The following is a 21,510-nucleotide window of genomic DNA, read 5'->3' on the forward strand; positions in this document are numbered from 1 at the left end:
GGCCGTCAATCCCTTTGTGAAATTCCAGCGCCGTCGAGGTCATGGTCAGGCGCGTCACGCAGTGCAGCGACCACGGCCGCAGGCGTTTTCATCCACGCGAAATGATCGCTGCGTGCGCCGAGTTGCCCATCGTCCAATCGCACATGGCGTGGGTGTGCCTGCGGCATCTTGTCCAGTAATGCGCGCAGCGCACCTGCCGGACCCAACGTGTCGCGCGCAAGGGTCACTGCGCGGATCGGCACGCGCAGTTGGCCCAGTGCCCGTTCCAGGTCCCATGGCGCGCCTGCCGCGCGATAGCGATTGCTGCGGCCGACCTGCGCCCAGTCGGCAATCAGGCTGCGTGCTTCGGTACCGCCAAAACCGAGCTTGCGCCCGTGCAGCACGCCCTGCCTGCGCGCCAGCCAAGGCAACAACCGAAACGCCAGGGGCAGGCCGTAACGCATCGGCACGGGAAAATTGCGCCAGTACGGCGAGCCGCTGGCCACCAGCCAGAGCTCGGCGAATTGCACCGGATGCAGCGCGGCGTAGCAGCACGCGAGCTGACCGCCGAGGCTGTGTCCACCGACCATGCGCGGCAGCTGCGGGTCGTGGATATCGAGCAGGGCGTGGCTGGCGGGAAGGTCGTCTGCAAGCAGCGTGCGATAGCCCCAATCGTGCTCACGCGACGGGCGCAGCGTGCTGCTGCCATTGCCGCGCCATTCGTGCAGATACACCGCAACGCCGGTGGACGCGAGCGCCTGTGCGAAGGGTTGGTAATGCCGCGCTGCCACGCCCAATGCCGGCAGCCACAGCAGCGTTGTCGTCGGGTGCGGCGGTGCGCAACGGATGACCTGCCAGCGATGCCCATCTGCAGCGCTGGCGAGCAGGGTGTCGGTCTGCACGCTCATGCGCCGGGCGCGGCGCCGAAGTGGTCGAGCACCAGCACATCGCTGTGGCCGGGGCGTTGGCCAATGCGGATGGCGCGTGCAACGTAATCGATCGCCGCTTCGCAGGCATTGAGCAACGACAGGCCCTGGCACAGCTGTGCGGCAATCGCCGCCGATAGGCTGCAGCCGGTGCCGTGCGCATCGACCTGCAGGCGCGGGTGCATGAACACATCCTGGGTCACGCCGTCATCGAAGCGGTCGAGCACGCGTGCGCCTTCGTGCAGATGTCCGCCCTTGAGCAGCACGGCGTTGGCGCCCAGGTCGAGCAAGGCGGCGGTGGCATGTTCGGCGGCGTCGGCGCTGTTGATGCGGCGGCCGGTCAGCAACTCGGCCTCGGGCGTGTTGGGGGTGACCAGGGTGGCCAGCGGCAGCAAGCGCGTGCGCAGCGCATCCAGTGCCGCATCTTCGAGCAGGCGCGCGCCGCTGGTGGATACCATCACCGGGTCGAGCACCACGAACGGTGGGCGATATCGCTCAAGCAGGTCGGCCACGCAATGAATGACGTCGGCATTGGCCAGCATGCCGAGTTTGACCGCCTGGATCTCGAAATCGGCGAAGCATGCATCCACCTGCGCCTGCAGAAAGGGCAGTGGTGGAAGATGCACGGCGGTGACGGCGCGGGTGTGTTGCGCGGTCAATGCGGTAATCGCCGACAACCCATGCACGCGGTGCGCGGCGAAGGTCTTGAGGTCGGCCTGGATGCCGGCGCCGCCCCCGGAGTCGGAGCCGGCGATGCTCAATGCAGACAGCGTACTGGGCGTAGTCATGTGGCGATTCTGCACTGCTGGCCGGAGGATGTGCGCATCATCCTGTGCGCCAGCGGCGCCATTGCAGGTAGGCGACATAACCGGCGCCGGTCAATCCGGTGAGGCTGGCGGGCAGGTAGAGCGCGTCGTACTGCCAGCGCTGGAACAGCAAGGTTCCGAGAATGCTGCCGCCGAGAAAACCGCTGATGATCAGCGCGCTCAGCGTGAGGCGCCGCACCTGCAGCGGACGCCCGCGCAGCAGGTGCCCCAGGCCGATGCCCAGGTCGGTGAACATGCCGCTCAGATGCGTGGTGCGGACCGCGGCGCCGCTGAGGCTGGTCGCCATCGCATTCTGCAGGCCGCAGGCGCCGGCGGCGCACAGGACGCCGCCGACATGATGCAACTTGAACAGTGCAATCGCGCCCAGCAACAGCAGCGCTTCGAGCAGCAACGCGGCGCCGTAGCGCTGTCCAAGCCGCACGACATCGTCCTGGATAATCAGTCCGCTGAGCATGGCGCCTGCGCAGAAGGCGATGAGGATGCCGCAAAGAAAGCCGGTGTCCGGGGCAGCGTCTTGCGCCAGGGCAACGCCGAGCAGGCTGGTCGTGCCGGTGAGATGGCTGACCACCTGGTGCTCGGATCCCAGGTAGCCCACCACATTGACCATGCCGGCCACGGCCGACAATGCCACCGCGCCAATCCAGACCCAGCGCGGCAGCAGGATTCCCATCTCGGGTCAGGGGCTACCGTTGATCGCAATCTGCGAGAACGCGCCTGTTTGCGGGTCGTACAGCGCACCCCAGAACATGCTGCCGCCGTCGCAGACCTGGATCGCTTCCCGCGCCGGTTTCACCGGCGGGTCGTTGGGAAGCTTGAACGCGTTGACGTAGATCAACTGCTGGCCCTGGATCACCACACCCACGTATTGGCGGTCGAACTCGCGTGGCTCGGCAATGGTGGGCGTCAACGCATCCTGCCGCGCTTCGAGCTGTTCGATCTGCTGATGGCTCGGCGCCCAATAGCCGCTGATCTGGCCTGGATGCCGTGCCGGGCTGTCGCGCGAGCAGGTCTGCAACACCTGTTCGGCCACGCTCTGCCGGGTGATGATCCAGGACTGGCCGTTCTTGAGATTGGTCGGCACGCTGGCTGGCCCCTGGGTGCTGGCGCAGCCGGCCAGCGCGATCACGGCGAGCGCCACCGCGCCGCGATAGGTGCGCATCACAACACCTCCGAAGCGAAGTCGGCCAGACGCGAGCGCTCGCCGCGACGCAGCGTGATGTGCGCGCTATGCGGCCATGCCTTGAAGCGATCCACCGCGTAGGTCAGCCCCGAAGTGGTTTCGGTGAGGTAGGGGGTGTCGATCTGTTCGACATTGCCCAGGCACACGATCTTGGTGCCGGGGCCGGCGCGGGTGATCAGCGTCTTCATCTGCTTGGGCGTGAGGTTTTGCGCCTCGTCCAGGATCAGATAGCGCGACAGGAAGGTGCGACCGCGCATGAAGTTCATCGAGCGGATCTTGATGCGACTGGCGAGCAGGTCGTTGGTGGCCGCACGGCCCCACGAGCCGCCTTCCTGATTGTGCGTGAGCACTTCCAGATTGTCGGTCAGTGCGCCCATCCACGGGGTCATCTTTTCTTCTTCGGTCCCCGGCAGGAAGCCGATGTCTTCGCCCACGCTGACAGTGGCACGGGTCATGATGATTTCCCGGTAGCGCTGCTGGTCCATGGTCTGCGCCAGGCCTGCAGCCAGTGCGAGCAAGGTCTTGCCGGTGCCGGCGGTGCCGAGCAGGGTGACGAAGTCGATCTCCGGGTCCATCAGCGCATTGAGCGCGAAATTCTGCTCGCGGTTGCGTGCCACGATGCCCCAGACCGCATGCTGGCCGCTGCGGAAATCGTCGACCAGGCACAAGGTGGCCTTGCCGCCGCCAACCTTGGCCACGCGCAGCTCCACTTCATCTTCGCCGGGCAGGTACAGGTACTGGTTCGGATACCAGTCTTCGTCCTCGGCCAGCACGATTTCGTAATGGGTGCGGCCGCGTTCGTTCCAGCTGCGCAGATCTTCGTTGTGCTTCTGCCAGAAATCTTCCGGCAGCTCGATGGCGCCGGTGAACAGCAGGCTGAAATCGTCCAGCGCACGGTCGTTTTGATAGTCCTCGGCGACCAGGCCGCTGATGTAGGCCTTGATGCGCAGGTTGATGTCCTTGGACACCAGGATGACCGGCACATCCGCATTTTCTTCGCGCAGCGCCAGCACCGAGGCCAGGATCTTGTTGTCCGGCAGCATTTCGCCGAAGGTGCGGCCCGGGTCGATCGGCTTGATCTGGAAAAACAGCCGTCCGATCGCGGCCTGGCCCTTGAGCTGGATGCCCTGTGGATGGCTGAGCAGGATGCCGGCCTGGATCTGCTCGGCGTTGGTGTTTTCCAGCAATTCGTCCAGGAAACGGCTGACCTGGCGTGCATTGCGGCTGACTTCGGAGGTGCCCTTCTTGGCGTTGTCGAGCTCCTCGATCACCTGCATCGGCAGGAACACATCGTGTTCCTCGAACTTGAACAGCGCGGTGGGATCGTGCATCAGCACGTTGGTGTCCAGCACGTAGATGCGCTTGCCTCGGGTCATTGGGTCTTCCAAGTGATGGAGCAGGGGCGAGCCATCACGCCTGCAGCTGCAGGGTGATGGAGGACGCGGGAAGCGAGGGGTGTCACTGTTTGGCGTGCGCCTTTACTGCGGCCAGCACGGCCTCGGCATGGCCGGCGACCTTGACCTTGCGCCATTCCTGCACGACATGCCCCTCGGGCGACAGCAAGAAGGTGCTGCGCTCGATGCCGAGCACCTGTTTGCCGTACATGTTCTTTTCCTTGATCACGTCGAAGGCGCGGCACAGCGCTTCATCGCTGTCGCTGATCAACGGGAAGGCGAAGCCTTGCTTGGCGCAGAAGTTGTCGTGCGACTTCACCGAATCGCGCGAAACGCCCAACACCATCGCGCCCGCTTTTTTGAACTGCGGCAGCAAGGCATTGAAGTCCAGTCCTTCGGTGGTGCAGCCGGGCGTGCTGTCCTTCGGGTAGAAGTACAGCACCAGCCATGTGCCGGCATGGTCGCGCAGGGTGGTGTGGGTGCCGCCGGACAGCGCCAGCGGCAGGTCGAAGGTTGCAGCGGGTAATTCCAGCACAGCGTCGGTCATCGTTGCTCAGCCCAAAGTGGAGGGGCGACGGCGCGGTCAGGCCGGGCCGACGTCCATCCCATCATAAGCAGCCACATGGAAGCGTTTGGCAAGTGCGTCGAACTGCGCATTGCGCTGATTCAGCGACTCGATGGTGTGATGTTCTTTCTTGTCCACATGCAGGAAGTACGACTCTTCGTCATCGCCGTCGTCTTCGTCGCGTTCGCCGAGGAAAATGTCGATGACGCGATAGCCGTCCTGGGTCAGTTGCTCGGCGAGCTTCTGCAGCGGCTCCTGCGCAGGATCGGCGAAGAAGTATTCCCAGCGCAGCGGGCCGTCGGGATTCCAATCGGTCTCGGAGCGGATGTGGTCGAACATCTGTTTTAGCGCAGAGATCGCGATGGCCATTGATGGGTGCCTCAGAACTTCATCGGGTCCATGATCGCGTCGAGATTGAGGTGATCACAGAATTCCAGGAAATCATCGCGCAATGCGGCGATGTGCATGTTGGCCGGCACGCCGATCGTCACCTGCGCCGAAAACATCTCCGCGCCGGTCTGCATGGCGCGGTAGCGCGTGCTCTGCAGGTTTTCGATGGTGATGCCCTGGCGGTCGAAGAAATCGGCCAGCTGGAACAGGATGCCCGGCTTGTCGGCGGCGATCACTTCGACGATGTAGGGCAGCAGGTTGGACTGGGTCTGCTTGGGGCCGGTGCGATACCACACCAGTTTCAATCCTTCTTCGCGTTCGAGCCGGGTCAGCATGGCTTCGAGCTTGGCGACCGAATCCCAGGAGCCGGTTGCCAGTGCGGTGACCGAGACGTCGCGCCCCACCGTGGCCAGACGGGCGTCCACGAGATTGCAGCCGCTGTCGGCGATGCGGCGAGTGACGGGCAACAGGGGGGACTCCGGATGCGTCGTGTAGGCGTTGATCAGGAGGTGATTTTCGGTCGGCGAAGGCCGGGGTGTAGAGTCGGTCAAAGGGGCTTCCGGCATTGCATCAGGCTGAATGGCCGCCCGGGCAGGCGCCCTGGCGGTGACCAGCATACTTGCCCGTGGTTTCGCGCCGCAAGTAACATGCAGGCGGTCGCAACCCGCGTGCGCGCGGGCCTTTTCCTGTCACGTAAGAGCAGCAGAATCTTGTCCCTTTCCGGCATCATCACCGCGCTGGCGACCCCCTTCGGTCCCGATGGCGCACTCGACCTGGATGCCTGGCGGCGGCTGCTGGAGCAGCAGTTGCACGGCGGCGTGCAGGGAATCGTGGTTGCCGGCTCCACCGGTGAAGCGGCCGCACTGAGCGACGACGAATACGACACGCTGCTGCGCGCGGCTGTGGCACAGGTCGCCGGCCGGGTGCCGGTGCTTGCCGGCACCGGCTTGTCCGGCACGGCAAAGACCATTGCGCAGACACGTCGCGCTGCGGCGCTGGGCGCGCAGTACGCGCTGGTGGTGACGCCGCCGTATGTGCGTCCGACCCAAGCCGGGTTGAAGGCCCACTTTCTGGCGGTGGCCAACGAAGGTGGCCTGCCGGTGGTGCTGTACAACGTGCCGGGCCGTACCGGCTGCGACCTGCTGCCGGAGACGGTGGCCGAGCTGGTGGGTCATCCGAACATCGTCGGCATCAAGGAAGCACGTAGCGAGCCCGAGCGCATCGCTGCACTGGTGGCGCTGCGCAGCGACAGTTTTGTGGTGCTCAGCGGCGACGATGGCAGCGCGGCGCACGCGATGTTGTCCGGCGCTGCCGGGCTGATCTCGGTCGCTTCTAACGCCTTGCCGGCGGCGTACCGGCGCCTGTGCGATCTGGCCCGCGACGGCCAGCGCGATGCTGCCACCGCCTGGGACGCGCGGTTGAGCGAATACCACAGCTTCTGCGGAATCGAATCCAATCCCATTCCGGTCAAGGCGCTGCTGCAGCGCGCCGGGATCGGCCACGGCCTACGCTTGCCGCTGCTGCCTCTTTCTGCGGCGCACCAGCCTGCTGCCGACCGCCTTGCCGCCGACGCCATTGCGTTGGAAGCGCTTTCCAGCCGCGAAATGCTCGCGGCCTGACCCAGGAGATCTATCGATGCGTCATTCCGTTTCCCCCGTCCGCGTGCTGTCGCTCGCGTTGCTGGCGACCGCCACTGTCGCCGCCACGAGCGGTTGCAGCTGGTTCCATAAGGGCGCGCGCGGCGACTATGCGCTGGCGCCGGAAGCTCGTCCGCTGGAAGTGCCGCCGGACCTGAACCTGCCCGACACCTCCGGTGCGATGAAGGTGCCGACGCTGGCCTCCACCACGCAGCAGAACAGCAACACGCCGCCGTCGGCGAGCGCCAACAGCGGTTTTACCGTGCCGGGCGAGCGCGACGAGGTGTTTGCCAAGGTGGGCGCGGCGTTGGCCGATATCCCGGGCCTGACCATTGCCAGCAAGGCCCAGATGCTCGGTTCCTACGATGTGAGCTACGAAGGTTCCAGCTTCCTGGTGCGCGTGGTCAAGGTCGATGCGGGCAGCTATGTGTCGGCCGTGGACCCGCGCGGCATGCCGGCCACGGCGGCTGCGCCGGTGGCGGTGATCTCCTCGCTGAAGAGCAAACTAGGCGGCTGAGGCCGGTTCGGTTTGCTGGATGGCAAACGGGCGCCTTGGGCGCCCGTTTTGCGTTAGTGCCGAGTGCACTGTGAGGTGCGTGCAGCGGTGTGGCTCCGGGCCGCGCCCGGTCGTGCAGCTCAGCGCTGCAGCAGCGGCAACTTGTTGGGCTTGCCATCCCATTCGGCGGCATCCGGTGCCGGCTCCTGGCGCACGGTCAGCACCGGCCAGGCCTTGGCGAGTTCGGCGTTGAGTGCCACGAAGGCTTCCTGGCCCGCCGGCACGTCGTCTTCGGGATAGATCGCGTTGGCCGGGCATTCCGGCTCGCACAGGGTGCAGTCGATGCACTCGTCCGGGTCGATGACCAGGAAGTTCGGGCCGACGTGGAAGCAATCCACCGGACAAACCTCGACGCAGTCGGTGTATTTGCACTTGATGCAGTTTTCGGTGACAACAAAAGGCATGGCGGAATCCGGCGTTTAGCCTTCCAATTCTAAAGCAGTCGCGTGATGGGTGTGGAGTTGTTGGCGCTTTTCGTGCCGGGCTGTCAGGCCAGTCCGCGCTGCCTCGCCAGCGCGAACAACCCTGCCGCAGCCAGATCTTCCGGATGCAGTCGGCTTTCGACGCCCAGGTGCTGCAGTGCCAATGCGTAGCGTTGCGCCAGAGCAGGGCTGCCGACCAGATGCACGATGGCGTGAGCGCCGCGGTGCGCGCGCAGTTCGTGGCCGATCAGCACGCCCGAGAGGTAGGACGGCAGCGCCGCGGAGGACAGGCGTTCGAACAGGCCGAGCGTGCGGGTGCCGAACAGGTGGTGGCTGAGGCCGCCGGGGTCGTTGCTGCGGTCGACACCTTGGAGGAATGCGTCAGCGTCCAGCGCGGCATGATCGTCGTCCATCAGCTTGCCCAGGATGCTGTGCTGACGCAGCACGGCGTACAACTCGCCGGTCATGACGGTGGCAAAACCCGTCAGCTGGCCGTTGGCGATCTGCGCCCATTTGCTGTGCGTGCCGGGCAGGCAGGCGACATGCGCGCCGTCGCCGAGCGCGGCGATCAGCCCGACCAGTTGGGTTTCTTCGCCACGCATCACATCGGGCACGCCGGCCTGTTCGCCGGTGCTGACGCCGGGCACGAACCACAGTGCGCGGCCGGGCAACAGGGCATCGTAGCAGCGCATCGCCTGGGCGAGCGCGGCGGTGTCGGCCGGGCAGGGCAGGTAAGGTTGCTCGACCCAGCCATTGCGGCTGCCGATCATGCCCGAGAGCAGCAGTGGGCCGTCCCAGCCGTCGACCAGGCCAGCCAGCACTGCGTCGAAGCGGCCCTGGCAGGCCAGGATGCCGTCGCTACCGCGGCGCTGCGCAACGACCTTGCCGTCGGCATCGAGCAGATAGCCACGCAGGCTACTGGTGCCCCAATCGATGGCGATCATGCGCTCGCCACCCGGCTTTCGGGCAAGCCCGCGATGGCGAGGTCGCAGACAAACAGGCTGCCGGCTTCGGGCATGCGCGCGAGTTCGTCGGCGCTATGGTCCAGGCGCGAGCTGATCACATGCAGGCGGTCCAGTGCCGCGCCGCCGAAGGCGCTGCAGGTGGGATGCTTGATCGGCAGCTGCACGATGCGCTCCACGCTGCCGTCGGGGCGATAACGCACTACGCGCGACGCACGCCATTGCGCGTTCCACAGGTGGCCTTCGCTGTCGATGATCGAGCCGTCCGGCTCGGCGTCATCGCGATCGAGGGTGGTGAACACACGCGTGTTGGTGGTTTGCGCCGTCTGCGGGTCGTAATCGCAGCACAGGATCTGCGGGCGCACCGAATCGCAGTAATACATGGTGCGGCCGTCGAGGCCGAAGCAGATCGAATTGGGGATCGAAACGCCCGGCAGCGGCAGGGCGCGCAAGCCGTGCTTCAGCGAAAATTGGTAGAACGCACCGCGTGCGGCCTTGCTGTCGTGCTCGTCCATGGTGCCGAACACCAGGTTGCCATGCCGGTCGACGCGGCCATCGTTGCTGCGCGTGAGCGGGTTGTCCGCTTCCACATCGGCCAGTTTCTCGAAGGGCAGCGCGTCTTCTTCGACGGTGTCCGGATCGACAATGCCGATCGCCTTGGCCAGCGCGACTAGCACGCGGCCGTCGTCCATCAGGCCGATGCAGCCGGGGCGGTCGGGCAGCGTCCAGTAGCGCGACTGCGCGCTGGCCGGGTGGTGCCGCCACAGGCGTTTTTCGCTGATGTCGACCCAGTACAGCGCCTGGCGCTGCTCGCACCACAGCACGCCTTCGCCATGCGTGCAGCGGCTGTCGACCGCCAGCACGGCGGTGTGTTCGGGCGTGCTTACCATTCGGCGATGCTGCCATCACTGTGGCGCCACACCGGGTTGCGCCAGTCCGGCGGATTTTCGTTTGCGCGCTTGAGCATCTCTTCGTCGATCTCCACACCGAGCCCAGGTTTGGGCAGGGCCGCAATGCTGCCATCCACGCAGTGAAAATCGTCTTTGTTGATGACGTAATCGAGCAGGTCGGCGCCTTCGTTGTAGTGGATGCCGATGCTCTGTTCCTGCAGCACGGCGTTGTGCGAAACGAAGTCCACGTGCAGGCACGCGGCCAGTGCGATCGGGCCGAGCGGGCAGTGCGGGGCAAAGCCCACATCGTAGGCTTCGGCCATTGCGGCGATCTTGACGCATTCGGTGATGCCGCCGGCATGCGACAGGTCCGGTTGCACCATGCCGATGCCGCCGGCGCACAGCACGTTCTTGAATTCGAAGCGCGAGAACATGCGCTCGCCGGCGGCAAGCGGAATGGAAGTGCTGGCGGCCAGGCGTGGGTAATACTCGGCCTGTTCGGCCAGCACCGGTTCCTCGACGAACAGTGGCTTGAACGGTTCGAGCTCGCGCAGCAAGGCCTTGGCCATCGGCGCGCCGACGCGGCCGTGGAAGTCGATGCCGAAGTCGATGCTGTTGCCGAAGGCCTCGCGAATTTCCGCCACCTTGACCACCGCCGCATCGACCGCGCGCGCGCTGTCGATCAGCTTCATTTCTTCGGTGCCGTTGAACTTGAAGGTGTCAAAGCCCAGCGCGCGATAGTCGGTGATCTGCTGGATGATAGCGCCGGGGCGGTCGCCGCCCACCCAGCGGTAGGTCTTCATGCGGTCGCGCACCAGCCCGCCCAGCAACTCGTACACCGGCACGCCCAGCGTCTTGCCCTTGATGTCCCACAACGCCTGGTCGATACCGGCGATGGCGCTCATCAGGATGGCGCCGCCACGATAAAAGCCGGCGCGGTAGAGGGTCTGCCACAGGTCGTTGATGCGCGCCGGATCCTTGCCCACGACATAGCCGGCCAGTTCGTGCACGGCGGCCTCCACCGAACGCGCGCGGCCTTCGATGACCGGCTCTCCCCATCCGGTGATGCCCTCGTCGGTCTCGACCTTGAGGAACAGCCAGCGCGGCGCGGCGTGGTAGGTGGTGAGGCGGGTGATCTTCATCCTTGCAGTTCCTGGTAGGCCTGCACGAAGGCGCGTGCATGCGTCTGGGTTGTCTGGAGCGATTGGCCGGGCTTGTACAGTTCGCCACCGATGCCGGCGCCGGCGGCGCCCTGGGCGATGAAGCCGGCCAGGGTCTGCGGGCTGACGCCGCCCACCACGTAGACCGGGATGTGCGTGGGCAGCACCGAGCGCAGCGCGCGCACATGCGCGGCGCCATAGGTCGCGGCCGGGAACAGCTTGAGAATGGTTGCGCCGGCGTCGATGGCGTCGAACGCCTCGCTGGCGGTGGCGAAACCAGCCACCACGGTCAGGCCGCGCGACACCGCGTGACGGATCAGGCTAGGGCGCGTATTCGGGGTGACGATGAAGCGCGCGCCGATCTCGACCAGGGTGTCGACATCGTCGTTGCGCAACACGGTGCCGGCACCGATCCAGGCGCGCTCGCCATAGGCCTGTTGCGCCAGCGCGATGCTCTGCTCCCAGCGCGGCGAGTTGAGCGGGATTTCGATCGCATCGAAGCCGGCGTCGATCAGTGCGCCGACATGGTCGAGCGTCTCTTCCGGCGTGATGCCGCGCAGGATGGCGACCAGGGGCAGGACGAACGGGCTGGCGGTGGTATCTGAGGTCATGCGGTTACTCGCGGTAGAGCGGAAAGCGGCGGTTGGCGACCGGGTGGCCGGCAACGTCGGGGGAGGCTGCGCGACTGCGGGTCGTGGCATGGCGGCCGATGCGCAACATGGGAGCAGAACGTGTGACGACGAAGGCGATGGATTCCGACCTTGAGGGAGCGCCGCCTGGACACGCGTGCGCCGTCCTACGGCCTGCAATCGGCGGGCATGATGCCGTCATCGTTCTCCACCTCCGCATATTGGGCTGCGTGTTGCCGCCCGCGGACGGGCAGGTCACGTCTGTTCTGACCGCGCCCGGGAGGTAGGGGCTCCTGCTGCGGCGTTCGATAGCCTCGCGCGGGGAGATATGTGCTGCAAATGAAATTTTCGGCATATTCTATTCCTCCGACGAATACACGGCCGCAACCGCACGCTATGGCAAATTCCGGTACTCCCTGGTTCAACGCAGCCCGGCTCAAGACGCGCCAGCTCCTGCTGCTGCTGCATTTGCACGAACAGCGCTCGGTGTTGCGCGCGGCTGAGGCCGCTAGCATGACGCAACCGGCCGCGTCCAAGCTGCTGGCGGAAATGGAAGACATGCTGGGGGTGAAATTATTCGAGCGGCATGCCCGTGGCGTTGAGCCCACCTGGTATGGCCACGTGCTGATCCGGCGCGCGCGCGCGGCCATGTCGGAGATTGGGCGGGCGCAGGAAGAAATCGCCGCGCTACGCGCCGGGCGCATGGGCCAGGCTTCGATCGGCACGGTGGTCAATCCGGGCACCAACCTGGTGCCGCAGGCCATCGCCGAGGTCAAGCGCGAGTTTCCGGACATCCTGGTGCGTGTGGAAATGGACTACAGCCGTCCGCTGGTGGCCAAGTTGCTGGACGGGCAGCTGGACATCGTGATCGGGCGCATCCTCGGCCCGGAAGGGGTGGGCGAACTGGAGTTCGAACCGCTGGCCGACGAGCCGCATTCGGTGATCGCGCGTGCCGGGCACCCGCTGGCCAGCCGCGCCGGCCTGCAGCATGCCGATCTGGTACGGCATGGCTGGATCTTGCCGCCCGCCGACAGCGTGTTGCGCGCGCGCCTGGATTCGATGTTCATGGAGCACGGCGTGCAGACGCCGACCAATGCCATCGAAACCTCATCCCTGCCGGTCACCTCGACCCTGCTGCGCGGCACCGACATGCTGACCGCCCTGCCGGTGGAATCGGTGGCGCCGTTGATCCAGGCGAAATTGCTCACCGTGCTGCCGATCGAACTGGGCGTGCGGATGGAATCGTTCGGCATCATCCGACGACGCGACTACATCCTGCCGCCCGGTGCCGAGCGCATCTTGCAGGCGTTGCGCACCACGGCCCGACGTCTGTATCCCGCGCTACGCGTGCCGGACTCCCTTGCCTGACCAATGCGTCCCTCGCTATTCCGCAGCGGAATAGCAGCCTGTGAAATTTTCATTGGCTGGCGCTGCGTGGTGCGCCTATACGTGTGAGCCAGATCGCATGCTGAAGCGCACGTAACGTCGGGCACGCGATCGGCGGCCAAGCCGCCTGCTGGAGGGAATTGACGGGCGACATCGCCCGTTTTTTGCGTGATCACGCCGCGCGTCTGCGCGGCGACAACCCGTTTCAATCGTCTTGCGTCCTGGGAGGGATTCAGATGTACCAGTGTTCCAGCCATGCCTCGGCAGGTACGGGCGTGTTCGCCCGTCGTTTGCCTTCGTTGCGCCGTTCCGCCATGGCCATCAGCATCGGGCTCTTGCTCGCTGCGCCGGTCTATGCGCAGCAGGCGCAGTCGTCCCAGAATGCTTCCTCGAGCACCGCGAGCAAGGCCACCGACCTGGATGCGGTCGAAGTGCGCGGCGTGCGCGCCAGCCTGATCAAGTCGCAGTCGATCAAGCACGATGCCGAACAGATCGTCGATTCGGTCAGTGCCGAGGACATCGGTGCGCTGCCCGACCGCAGCGTCACCGAAACCCTGCAACGGGTGAGCGGCGTGACCATCGATCACTTCATGGCGCGTAACGATCCGGATCACTTCTCTGCCGAAGGCAGCGGCGTGATGATTCGCGGCATGACCCAGGTGCGCGGCGAGCTCAATGGCCGCGACAGCTTCAGCGCCGCTAGCGGCCGCGGTCTGAGCTTCGAGGATGTGCCGGCCGAACTGATGGCAGGCGTGGACGTCTACAAGAACCCGTCGGCCGAGATCATCGAAGGCGGTCTGGGCGGGACGGTCAACCTGCGCACGCGCATGCCGTTCGACCAGCCGGGCCGGGTGATCGGTGCGACCGCCGACGTGAACTACGGCGATTTCAGCAAGACCTACAAGCCATCGGGCTCGTTTCTCTTCAGCGATCGCTGGAACACCGGCCTCGGCGAGATGGGCTTGATGGTGGATGTGGCGCATTCGGAACTGGCCACGCGCAGCGATGGCATCCAGGTCGAGCCGTTCGTGCGTCGCACCGATGCGGCGCTGCTGGAAGGCACCAGCTTCGACAAGGTCTACGTGCCTGGCGGCGTCAACTGGCGGCAGCTCGATTTCGAGCGCAAGCGCAATGGCGTGGCCGGCGCGTTCCAGTGGCGGCCTAGCGACGACACCGAGATCTACGTGCAGTACATGCGCTCCAGTTACGACATGAACTGGCAGGAGCGCGCGGCGTTCTTCAACGACGACACCAACGCGATTGGCCCGGCCCCCGGAACGCAATTTACCTACGATGCCGACGGCCGCTTCGTCAGTGGCTCGCCGGCATCCAGTTCCTGGCGCGGCAACGTCACCGGCAACGATGGCGTGCGCTTCTACACCAACAACCGCTACGCGCAGCAGAGCACGACCACCTCGGATTTGTCCGGCGGCTTTACCCACAAGCTCACCGGCAACCTCACCGTGCGCGGCGATATGCAGCTGGTGCGCTCGGAAAGCGATTCGCTGGACTTCACCCTGTTCGATTCGATCTACCTGCCGGGCCTGACCTTCGATCTGAGCGGCAAATATCCATCGGTCGGGATTGCCGACAGCACCTACACCAGCAACCCCTCCAATTATTTCTGGAGTGCGGCCATGGACCATCTGGCGAAGAATCGCGGCCGCGAACTGGCCACGCGCTTCGACCTGGAATACGCATTCGACGACAGTGCCTGGCTGCGCACCTTCCGTGCCGGCATCCGCGCCACCGACCGCACCCAGATCAACAAAAACTCCGGCTACAACTGGGGTGTGATCAGCGATAACTGGGCGCAGATTCCCGACACCGCCAATGGGACCGGACTGGCCGATCTGGCCACCTACATGACCGGCACCTCGCAGCTGTATTCGTATTCCAATCTGTTCCGCGGCAAGATCGATGTGCCCAACAGTCTCTATTTTCCGAGCAACGCCGCAGTCAAGGACTACGCCGGTACCTCGAAGATGATCGAGCAGATCGTGGCGCTGCGCGGGTCGGGCTGGGCGCCGGACAAGTACCAGCTGCAGGACATCAACCGCCAGTTCGAACGCACCCAGGCCGCCTACGCGGTGATGTACTTCGGCAACGACGAAGCGCTGGGCGTGCCGGTGGACGGCAATATCGGCGTGCGCATCGTGCAGACCAAGACCGAGGCAAATGGCTACGGCCAGTTCCCCGACCTGTCGGGAAGCGCGGGTTCGGAAGAGCTGCGCGAGCAGTACACCGGGCAGTACTTCGCCAACAACGCCAAGGGCAGCTACACCAACGTGCTGCCGAGCTTCAACATGCGCTTCAAGTTCTCCGACGCGCTGCAGTGGCGTATCGCCGCATCCAAGGCGATGGCGCGCCCGGACTACACGCAGTTGCAGCCGTACCTGCTGCTTGCGGCAAACACCGAGTCCAACGGCACGGTTTCCAGGTGGACCGGTACTGCCGGCAATCCGAATCTGCAGCCGATGAAGGCCAATCAGTACGACACCGCGCTGGAGTGGTACTTCGACACCAGCGACATGATGTACCTGACGTTGTTCTACAAGAGCGTCAAGGATTACTTCTCCAACCAGACCGTCACCGAAAATTACGGTGGGCAGGACTGGCTGGTGACGCGTCCGTACAACATGGACAAGGGGCGCATCCGCGGCTTCGAATACGGCTACACGCAGTTCTTCGATTCTTGGCCGGGTTGGCTGAGCGGGTTCGGCGTCAATGCCAACTTCACCTTCGTCGACAGCAGCGGCGGCGCGAACACCGCCACCGACCCATACACCCAGACCACCGTCACCGGTGTGAGCCTGCCGCTGGAAGGCTTGTCGCGGCGCAGTTACAACCTGGCCGGCATCTACGAGAAAGGGCCGCTTTCGTTGCGCCTGGCCTACAACTGGCGTTCGCGCTATCTGCTCACCGCCAGCGACGTGTCGACCAAGTTGCCGACCTGGTCGGACGATTACGGCCAGCTCGACGCCTCGGCGTTCTATCGCTTCAACCCGCATGTGCAGCTCGGCGTGCAGGCCAACAATCTGACCAACACGGTGACCAAGGTGTTGATGGGGCCGACGTCCTACACGGGGGGCGAGGTCGATAACCATCTGTATACGCGCAGCTGGTTCGTCAACGACCGGCGCTACTCGCTGGTGCTGCGCATGAACTGGTAAGTGCGGGCGATCACGCAGGTGACGTGCGCGGGCTCTCAGAGTTGAGTCCGCCACGTTCAATCTTGCGCCGTCACCCTGCGATGCCAGAGTTGCCGGGTTTTCTGGGGTTGTTATAGTTTTAGCGAATACCTTTCCAGGAATATTTCATTGGTCTGGCATGACGGCCGCGCCCTATGCTCCGGCCGCAGCTACCAGGTAAGCCCGCTCGGGTTTACACCGCATCTACGCAGCCACGGTCTTGCCGTCGGCAGATGCCAAGCCAGCACCAACGACGGGTCGGGCGCTCGCGCACCGGCCCGCTAAAAACTAGAAGTACATGCGTCCTGGGAGGGAGCACCATGTCAGTGCAACATCGCCACATTCCGGCAGGCCGGACTGTGGGTCAGCGTTCGATCCGTGATTTCCGCCGCTCCGTGATGGCCATCAGCGTGGCCACGCTGCTGAGCGCGCAGGCCTATGCGCAGGATGCGACCACCACCGCTACGCCGGCCTCGGCTGCGACCACGCAACAGCTGGACACCGTGCAGGTCACCGGTACCCGCAGCAGCGTGACCAAGGCGCAGTTGGTCAAGCAGAACGCAGAGCAGATCGTCGATTCCATCGTTGCCGAAGACATCGGCAAGCTGCCCGACAACAATGTGGCCGAAGCGCTGCAACGCATCTCCGGTATCCAGATTTCGCGCAACTATGGCGAAGGCAGCGCGATCGCCATCCGCGGCCTGACCCAGGTACGCACCGAACTCAATGGTCGCGACATCTTTACCGCCAACGACGGCCGGGGCCTGAGCTTCGAAGACGTGTCTGCCGAATTGCTCGGCGGCGTCAACGTCTACAAGAATCCGTCTGCCGACATGATCGAAGGTGGTCTGGGCGGCACCGTGGACCTGCGCACGCGCCTGCCGTTCGACTACGACGGCCGCAAGATCGCCGGCAGCGTGCAATACAACTATTACGACCTCGCCGACGACGGCAAGCCGGCGTTCTCGGGCCTGTTCAGCGATCGCTGGCAGACCGGCATCGGCGAGATCGGCATCCTGGTGAACTACTCGCAGCAGAAGAGCCCGTTCCGCCAGGACACCATTTCGATCGAGCCGTGGTACACCCAGACCGATCTGCCGGGCTACGAAGGGCAGGGCGTGTCGGTGCCGCACGGCGCCGGCATCAACACCACCGTCGGCGAGCGCGAGCGCAAGACCGGCGCCTTTGCGATGCAGTGGCGTCCGAACGATGCAGTGGAGGTCTATACGCAGGTGCTGCGTTCGGACTACGACTTCAGCTGGCACGATTATTCGTTCTTCGCGCTGACCGGCGCCAACCCGATGCAGGGCTTGCCTGGCATCCAGGTCAATAACCGCAACGAGTTCGTCAACGGCTCGTTCCAGAATGTGCCGACCGAATCCAATACCAGCCTGACCGAGCGCCACTCGGTGACCACCGATTACTCGCTGGGTGCCAAGTGGACGGTCAACGAAAAGCTGACCCTGAGCACCGACTTCCAGTATGTCGATGCCACCACCACCGGCACGCGCTACATCCTGTCCACCGGTCAGGTCACCAGCCCGCAGTTCAACGTCGATTTCCGGGGCGATCTGCCGCGCTTGTCGGTGACCGATGCCAGCGGTGCGGAAGGCTACCTGGCCGACGTCAACAACTACAACGGCTGGCGCTATCACCTGGACAACAAGGACGACAACAAGGGCACCGAATTCGCCTGGCGTTCGGATATGGATCTGGCCTTCGGCAGCGACTTCGTGCGCAGCTTCAAGGCCGGCGTGCGTTACACCGACCGTGATGCCGAGACCAAGGGCAACATCTATCGCTTCATGTGCATCAACAACTGCGACGGCGCACCGTTTTCGCAGTACCCCGGCATCGGTGTGATGACCAATCCGATCACCGACTTCTTCCGCGGCCAGAGTCATGCCTTCGGGCCAACCCTGACGGCATCCGATGCGGCAGTGGCGAACTATCAGCAGACCCTGGCTGCCTTCGGTGCCAGCCCGCTGGAATTTGCCCCCAACAACATCAACACGCAGAACGAGAAGACCTACGCGGCGTATGGCGTGCTGCGCTTTGGCGTGGATGGCGAGATTCCGTTCGATGGCAACATCGGCGTGCGCGTGGTGCGTACCGAAGTGGGCTCGCAGGGCGTGCGCACCGGTACCGATGCCGAAGGCGGTGGCCTGATTCCGGTGGATGCGCAGCAGACCTATACCGACGTGCTGCCCAGCTTGAACCTGCGTTGGATGCTAAGCGATCAGCTGCAGTGGCGGTTTGCCGCCTCGCGCGGTATTTCGCGTCCGACCTTCGACAAGCTCAACCCGAACCTGAGCCTGAGCACCGGTACCTCGAACGGCGCTTCCACTTTCACCGGCACCGCGGGTAACCCGAGTCTGGAAGCGGTCAAGGCCGACCAGTTCGACACCGCGCTGGAGTGGTACTTCGGCCAGGGCTCGATGATGTACGGCACCCTGTTCTACAAGAAGGTGGAAGGCTTTATCGCCAACGCCGTCTTCAACGAGGTGTACGACGGCCAGGTGTGGCAGATCACCCGTCCGGTCAATGGCGATTCGGGCAAGATCCGCGGCGCCGAACTGGGTTACACGCAGTTCTTCGACTTCCTGCCGGGCTGGTTGAGCGGTTTCGGCCTGCAGACCAACTACACCTACGTCGACAGCGAGGCGCCGAGCCCCACCGCCACCGACACCAACGGCCAGTCGCTGACGGTGCCGCTGGAGGGCCTGTCCAAGAACAGCTACAACGCGATCCTCAGCTACGAAACGGCGCGCTTCCAGGGCCGTGTGGCCTACAACTGGCGCAGCGACTGGCTGGTGACCACGGCGGGCAACGGCACCGGCAACCTGCCGGTCTACAACAAGGGCTTCGGCCAGCTGGATGCCTCGCTGCGTTTCAACATCAATGATGTGTGGTCGATTTCGCTCGATGGCGTGAATCTGCTCGATACCCGTCGCGAAAGCTATCTGGGCACCGAGTCGCGCTACCGCGATTTCGTGATCAACGATCGTCGGTATGGCCTGACGTTGCGGGCCAGCCTGTAGAACGCGCCGTAGGAAGTGCGTCGCCGGTCCGGCGAGCTGTGCAGGCAGCTCGTTGGGCCGGTGTTTTTCCTATCGATGGCCAGGCCATCGATCGCGAGGGGAGCCGGAGGAATGATCGCCGTGATCGATCCGCCTACTAAGCGCCGTTTTTCCGCAGCACATGCGTGGCTGACTGCTGTCTGCCTGACGCTGGTGGTGCTCTTCATGCCGTCCGAGGGATCTGCGGACGAGCCCGGCACGCCGGCACCGTATCAGTGGCACAGCGTGGCCATCGGGGGAGGCGGTTTTGTCACCGGCGTGCTGTTTCATCCGGCCGAACGCGATCTTGCCTATGCACGCACCGATGTCGGTGGTGCTTATCGCTGGGACGCGCAGGCGCAGCAGTGGGTCGCGCTGACCGATTGGTTGGGGGCCGACGACTGGAATCTGATGGGAATCGACGCCTTTGCGGTCGATCCTGCCGACCCGAACGCGCTGTACCTGGCTGCTGGCACCTACATGCACGAACGCGCCGGCAATGCGGCCGTGTTGCGTTCGTTCGATCGCGGGAAGCATTTCGAACGCGCCGATTTGCCGTTCAAGCTCGGTGGCAATCAATTGGGCCGCGCCAATGGCGAGCGGCTGGCGGTGGACCCGCACGACGGCCGTGTGCTGTTGCTTGGCTCGCGTGATGCAGGCCTGTGGCGCAGCGACGATCGCGGCGCGCACTGGACGCGGGTGGAGACCTTTCCAGCCGATGCAGTGGCAGGGGCCACGGCACGCAACCATGTCGGAAGCGAACAGGCCGTGGGCATCGCCTTCGTCGTCTTCGACGCCGCCAGCGGCCGTGCTGGCAATCCGACACCACGCATCTATGTGGGCGTTTCCACTGCGCAAACCAGCCTGTACGTCTCCGAAGATGCGGGGCGCACCTGGGCGGCCGTGGCCGGGCAACCCAAGGGGCTGCGCCCCAACCACATGGCCGGTAACAACGCTGGGCAGTGGTACCTGAGCTATGGCGATCACCCTGGCCCGGATCTGATGGCCGGTGGCGCGCTGTGGAATTACGACGCGACGCAGGGCCGCTGGCGCGAGATCAGCCCGATCCCGCAACCGGCGAGCGGCGATGGCTTCGGCTGGGGGGCGGTGGCAGTGGATCCGCAACATCCGCAGGTGCTGCTGACCAGCACCTTCCGCCGCCGCGCGCCGCGCGATGAGGTGTTCCGCAGCGATGACGGCGGGCGCAGCTGGGTTCCGCTGTTGGCGGGTGCGCAGTTCGATCACAGCGCCGCGCCGTGGACCGCGCACGCAACGCCGCACTGGATAGGCGCGCTGGCGATCGATCCGTTCGACGGCAACCACGCCCTGTTCGTCACCGGCTACGGCATCTGGGCCTCGCGCAACCTGCAGACGTTTTCAACGCAGCCGCCGCTGCAGTGGTGGTTCCAGGACCGTGGGCTGGAAGAAACCGTGCCGCTGGATCTGCTCAGCCCGATGGCCGGTGCGCACCTGCTCAGCGCGCTGGGCGATATCGATGGCTTCCGGCATGACGCGTTGGACACTGCACAGTTGCAGTATCTGGGCCCGCGCCTGACCAATGGCGAAAGCATCGACGCCGCCGGCCAGGCACCGCAGTGGGTGGTGCGCAGCGGCACCGTGCGCGATCGCCGCAACAACGAGATCCGCGCGCTGTATTCGCAGGACGGTGGCACGCACTGGGCTGCATTCGCCAGCGAACCGCCGCGCGGGCAGGGGGCAGGCACCATTGCCATTGCCGCCGATGCATCGCAAGTGGTGTGGGTGCCGGACCAAGGCGGGGTGTGGCGCACTGGCGATTTCGGCAAGCACTGGCAGCGCGTGCAGGGCTTGCCCGATACCGCGGTGGTGGTGGCCGACCGCGTCGATGCGCAGCGCTGGTATGCGGCCGATCGGGTGAGTGGGCGCCTGTACGAAAGCAGCGATGGTGCGGCCAGCTTTCGCGATACCGGGCAGCGGGTCGGCACCCCGGCGCGCGATGAACGTGCGCGCCCGCAACTGCGGCCCGACCCATGGCGTGCGGGTGTGGTGTATCTGGCCAGCCCGACGCTGGGCGTGATGCGTTGGCAGAACGGCCAGTTGCGCACGCTTTCCAAACCCGATGAAGCGCGCTCGTTGGGCATCGGCAAGGCGCTGCGTGCCGGCGCGCCCGCGGCCCTGTACTTGGCCGGGCGCGTGGCCGGCGTGGATGGCATCTTCCGCTCCGACGACGAAGGCGCCCATTGGCGACGCATCAACGACGATGCCCATCGCTTCGGCAAACCGTATAGCGTGACCGGCGACCCGCGGATTGCCGGCCGCGTGTACTTTGCCACCGGTGGCCGTGGCATCTTCTATGGCGATCCACGATGAGCGCCGCG

Annotated in this window: 19 protein-coding genes; 6 read left to right on the forward strand and 13 right to left on the reverse strand. The window is 65.0% G+C overall.

From position 1 onward, the window contains the following. Window positions 1-5: 5 nt before the first annotated feature. The 8 genes from HLH45_RS13530 to HLH45_RS13565 all read right to left on the reverse strand — a co-directional run bounded on the left by HLH45_RS13530 (window position 6) and on the right by HLH45_RS13565 (window position 5,878). A complete protein-coding gene (locus HLH45_RS13530) occupies window positions 6-887 on the reverse strand; it encodes an alpha/beta hydrolase family protein (RefSeq protein WP_008578185.1) in 882 nt (293 codons plus the stop codon). Beyond that, entirely contained in the window at window positions 884-1,693 is an 810-nt protein-coding gene (gene thiD / locus HLH45_RS13535; protein WP_046932148.1) for a bifunctional hydroxymethylpyrimidine kinase/phosphomethylpyrimidine kinase, read from the reverse strand. Before thiD ends, HLH45_RS13530 begins: the two co-directional genes overlap by 4 nt. A 37-nt stretch (window positions 1,694-1,730) precedes the next feature. Further along, the gene (locus tag HLH45_RS13540; RefSeq protein WP_008574753.1) at window positions 1,731-2,402 is read right to left on the reverse strand and encodes a YoaK family protein; all 672 of its coding nucleotides are present in this window, start codon (window positions 2,400-2,402) and stop codon (window positions 1,731-1,733) included. A gap of 6 nt (window positions 2,403-2,408) precedes the next feature. Beyond that, window positions 2,409-2,891 (reverse strand): hypothetical protein, encoded by a 483-nt coding sequence (locus tag HLH45_RS13545; RefSeq protein ID WP_008574752.1) that lies wholly within the window; start codon window positions 2,889-2,891, stop codon window positions 2,409-2,411. Next, window positions 2,891-4,288, reverse strand: coding sequence for a PhoH family protein (locus HLH45_RS13550; RefSeq protein WP_008574750.1), 1,398 nt, complete (start codon window positions 4,286-4,288; stop codon window positions 2,891-2,893). Before HLH45_RS13550 ends, HLH45_RS13545 begins: the two co-directional genes overlap by 1 nt. Before the next feature lie 82 nt (window positions 4,289-4,370). Beyond that, complete coding sequence (locus HLH45_RS13555) at window positions 4,371-4,853, reverse strand: peroxiredoxin (protein ID WP_008574748.1); 483 nt, start codon at window positions 4,851-4,853, stop codon at window positions 4,371-4,373. A 36-nt stretch (window positions 4,854-4,889) separates the two neighbouring features. Next, window positions 4,890-5,240 (reverse strand): ribonuclease E inhibitor RraB, encoded by a 351-nt coding sequence (locus HLH45_RS13560; RefSeq protein WP_008574747.1) that lies wholly within the window; start codon window positions 5,238-5,240, stop codon window positions 4,890-4,892. 11 nt (window positions 5,241-5,251) lie between these two features. Continuing rightward, window positions 5,252-5,878, reverse strand: a complete 627-nt coding sequence (locus HLH45_RS13565; RefSeq protein WP_002813792.1) for a glycine cleavage system transcriptional repressor — start codon at window positions 5,876-5,878, stop codon at window positions 5,252-5,254. A 93-nt stretch (window positions 5,879-5,971) separates the two neighbouring features. Here HLH45_RS13565 and dapA point away from each other — a divergent pair, with 93 nt between their 5' ends. Then, a complete protein-coding gene (dapA, locus tag HLH45_RS13570) occupies window positions 5,972-6,880 on the forward strand; it encodes a 4-hydroxy-tetrahydrodipicolinate synthase (RefSeq protein WP_011347123.1) in 909 nt (302 codons plus the stop codon). A 16-nt stretch (window positions 6,881-6,896) separates the two neighbouring features. Further along, entirely contained in the window at window positions 6,897-7,415 is a 519-nt protein-coding gene (locus tag HLH45_RS13575) for a hypothetical protein (protein WP_008574742.1), read from the forward strand. Window positions 7,416-7,534: 119 nt separating this feature from the next. Here the strand turns inward: HLH45_RS13575 and fdxA are convergent, their stop codons facing one another. The 5 genes from fdxA to HLH45_RS13600 form a co-directional block, all read right to left on the reverse strand. Further along, window positions 7,535-7,858 (reverse strand): ferredoxin FdxA, encoded by a 324-nt coding sequence (gene fdxA, locus HLH45_RS13580; RefSeq protein WP_003481917.1) that lies wholly within the window; start codon window positions 7,856-7,858, stop codon window positions 7,535-7,537. 83 nt (window positions 7,859-7,941) lie between these two features. Beyond that, on the reverse strand, window positions 7,942-8,820 hold the full coding sequence (locus HLH45_RS13585; RefSeq protein WP_008574741.1) for a 2-dehydro-3-deoxygalactonokinase: 879 nt from the start codon (window positions 8,818-8,820) through the stop codon (window positions 7,942-7,944). Further along, complete coding sequence (locus tag HLH45_RS13590; protein ID WP_046932056.1) at window positions 8,817-9,728, reverse strand: SMP-30/gluconolactonase/LRE family protein; 912 nt, start codon at window positions 9,726-9,728, stop codon at window positions 8,817-8,819. The genes HLH45_RS13585 and HLH45_RS13590 overlap by 4 nt, the downstream gene beginning before the upstream one ends. Further along, window positions 9,722-10,870 (reverse strand): galactonate dehydratase, encoded by a 1,149-nt coding sequence (gene dgoD / locus HLH45_RS13595; RefSeq protein WP_008574447.1) that lies wholly within the window; start codon window positions 10,868-10,870, stop codon window positions 9,722-9,724. Before dgoD ends, HLH45_RS13590 begins: the two co-directional genes overlap by 7 nt. Next, window positions 10,867-11,499, reverse strand: a complete 633-nt coding sequence (locus HLH45_RS13600; RefSeq protein ID WP_008574445.1) for a 2-dehydro-3-deoxy-6-phosphogalactonate aldolase — start codon at window positions 11,497-11,499, stop codon at window positions 10,867-10,869. Before HLH45_RS13600 ends, dgoD begins: the two co-directional genes overlap by 4 nt. Window positions 11,500-11,913: 414 nt before the next feature. Between HLH45_RS13600 and HLH45_RS13605 the strand changes: the two genes are divergently transcribed. The 4 genes from HLH45_RS13605 to HLH45_RS13620 all read left to right on the forward strand — a co-directional run bounded on the left by HLH45_RS13605 (window position 11,914) and on the right by HLH45_RS13620 (window position 21,502). Continuing rightward, the gene (locus HLH45_RS13605) at window positions 11,914-12,885 is read left to right on the forward strand and encodes a LysR family transcriptional regulator (protein ID WP_007966740.1); all 972 of its coding nucleotides are present in this window, start codon (window positions 11,914-11,916) and stop codon (window positions 12,883-12,885) included. Between the two features lie 254 nt (window positions 12,886-13,139). Continuing rightward, window positions 13,140-16,076: a TonB-dependent receptor gene (locus tag HLH45_RS13610; protein WP_014089998.1), complete on the forward strand. Its 2,937-nt coding sequence runs from the start codon at window positions 13,140-13,142 to the stop codon at window positions 16,074-16,076. Window positions 16,077-16,414: 338 nt separating this feature from the next. Then, window positions 16,415-19,135, forward strand: coding sequence for a TonB-dependent receptor (locus HLH45_RS13615; RefSeq protein ID WP_033478850.1), 2,721 nt, complete (start codon window positions 16,415-16,417; stop codon window positions 19,133-19,135). A 111-nt stretch (window positions 19,136-19,246) separates the two neighbouring features. Further along, window positions 19,247-21,502, forward strand: a complete 2,256-nt coding sequence (locus tag HLH45_RS13620; RefSeq protein WP_008574437.1) for a WD40/YVTN/BNR-like repeat-containing protein — start codon at window positions 19,247-19,249, stop codon at window positions 21,500-21,502. Window positions 21,503-21,510: the final 8 nt, after the last annotated feature.

The organism is Xanthomonas euvesicatoria (assembly GCF_013112235.1).
GTDB lineage: Bacteria > Pseudomonadota > Gammaproteobacteria > Xanthomonadales > Xanthomonadaceae > Xanthomonas > Xanthomonas euvesicatoria.

Coding starts and splice junctions, on each gene's coding strand:
- HLH45_RS13585 (WP_008574741.1), bottom strand. CDS start 8,820: ATGATCGCCATCGATTGGGGCACCAGTAGCCTGCGTGGCTATCTGCTC.
- thiD (WP_046932148.1), bottom strand. CDS start 1,693: ATGACTACGCCCAGTACGCTGTCTGCATTGAGCATCGCCGGCTCCGAC.
- HLH45_RS13575 (WP_008574742.1), top strand. CDS start 6,897: ATGCGTCATTCCGTTTCCCCCGTCCGCGTGCTGTCGCTCGCGTTGCTG.
- HLH45_RS13545 (WP_008574752.1), bottom strand. CDS start 2,891: ATGCGCACCTATCGCGGCGCGGTGGCGCTCGCCGTGATCGCGCTGGCC.
- HLH45_RS13530 (WP_008578185.1), bottom strand. CDS start 887: ATGAGCGTGCAGACCGACACCCTGCTCGCCAGCGCTGCAGATGGGCAT.
- HLH45_RS13540 (WP_008574753.1), bottom strand. CDS start 2,402: ATGGGAATCCTGCTGCCGCGCTGGGTCTGGATTGGCGCGGTGGCATTG.
- HLH45_RS13620 (WP_008574437.1), top strand. CDS start 19,247: ATGATCGCCGTGATCGATCCGCCTACTAAGCGCCGTTTTTCCGCAGCA.
- HLH45_RS13610 (WP_014089998.1), top strand. CDS start 13,140: ATGTACCAGTGTTCCAGCCATGCCTCGGCAGGTACGGGCGTGTTCGCC.
- HLH45_RS13605 (WP_007966740.1), top strand. CDS start 11,914: ATGGCAAATTCCGGTACTCCCTGGTTCAACGCAGCCCGGCTCAAGACG.
- fdxA (WP_003481917.1), bottom strand. CDS start 7,858: ATGCCTTTTGTTGTCACCGAAAACTGCATCAAGTGCAAATACACCGAC.
- HLH45_RS13600 (WP_008574445.1), bottom strand. CDS start 11,499: ATGACCTCAGATACCACCGCCAGCCCGTTCGTCCTGCCCCTGGTCGCC.
- HLH45_RS13555 (WP_008574748.1), bottom strand. CDS start 4,853: ATGACCGACGCTGTGCTGGAATTACCCGCTGCAACCTTCGACCTGCCG.
- HLH45_RS13560 (WP_008574747.1), bottom strand. CDS start 5,240: ATGGCCATCGCGATCTCTGCGCTAAAACAGATGTTCGACCACATCCGC.
- HLH45_RS13615 (WP_033478850.1), top strand. CDS start 16,415: ATGTCAGTGCAACATCGCCACATTCCGGCAGGCCGGACTGTGGGTCAG.
- HLH45_RS13590 (WP_046932056.1), bottom strand. CDS start 9,728: ATGGTAAGCACGCCCGAACACACCGCCGTGCTGGCGGTCGACAGCCGC.
- dgoD (WP_008574447.1), bottom strand. CDS start 10,870: ATGAAGATCACCCGCCTCACCACCTACCACGCCGCGCCGCGCTGGCTG.
- HLH45_RS13550 (WP_008574750.1), bottom strand. CDS start 4,288: ATGACCCGAGGCAAGCGCATCTACGTGCTGGACACCAACGTGCTGATG.
- HLH45_RS13565 (WP_002813792.1), bottom strand. CDS start 5,878: ATGCTGGTCACCGCCAGGGCGCCTGCCCGGGCGGCCATTCAGCCTGAT.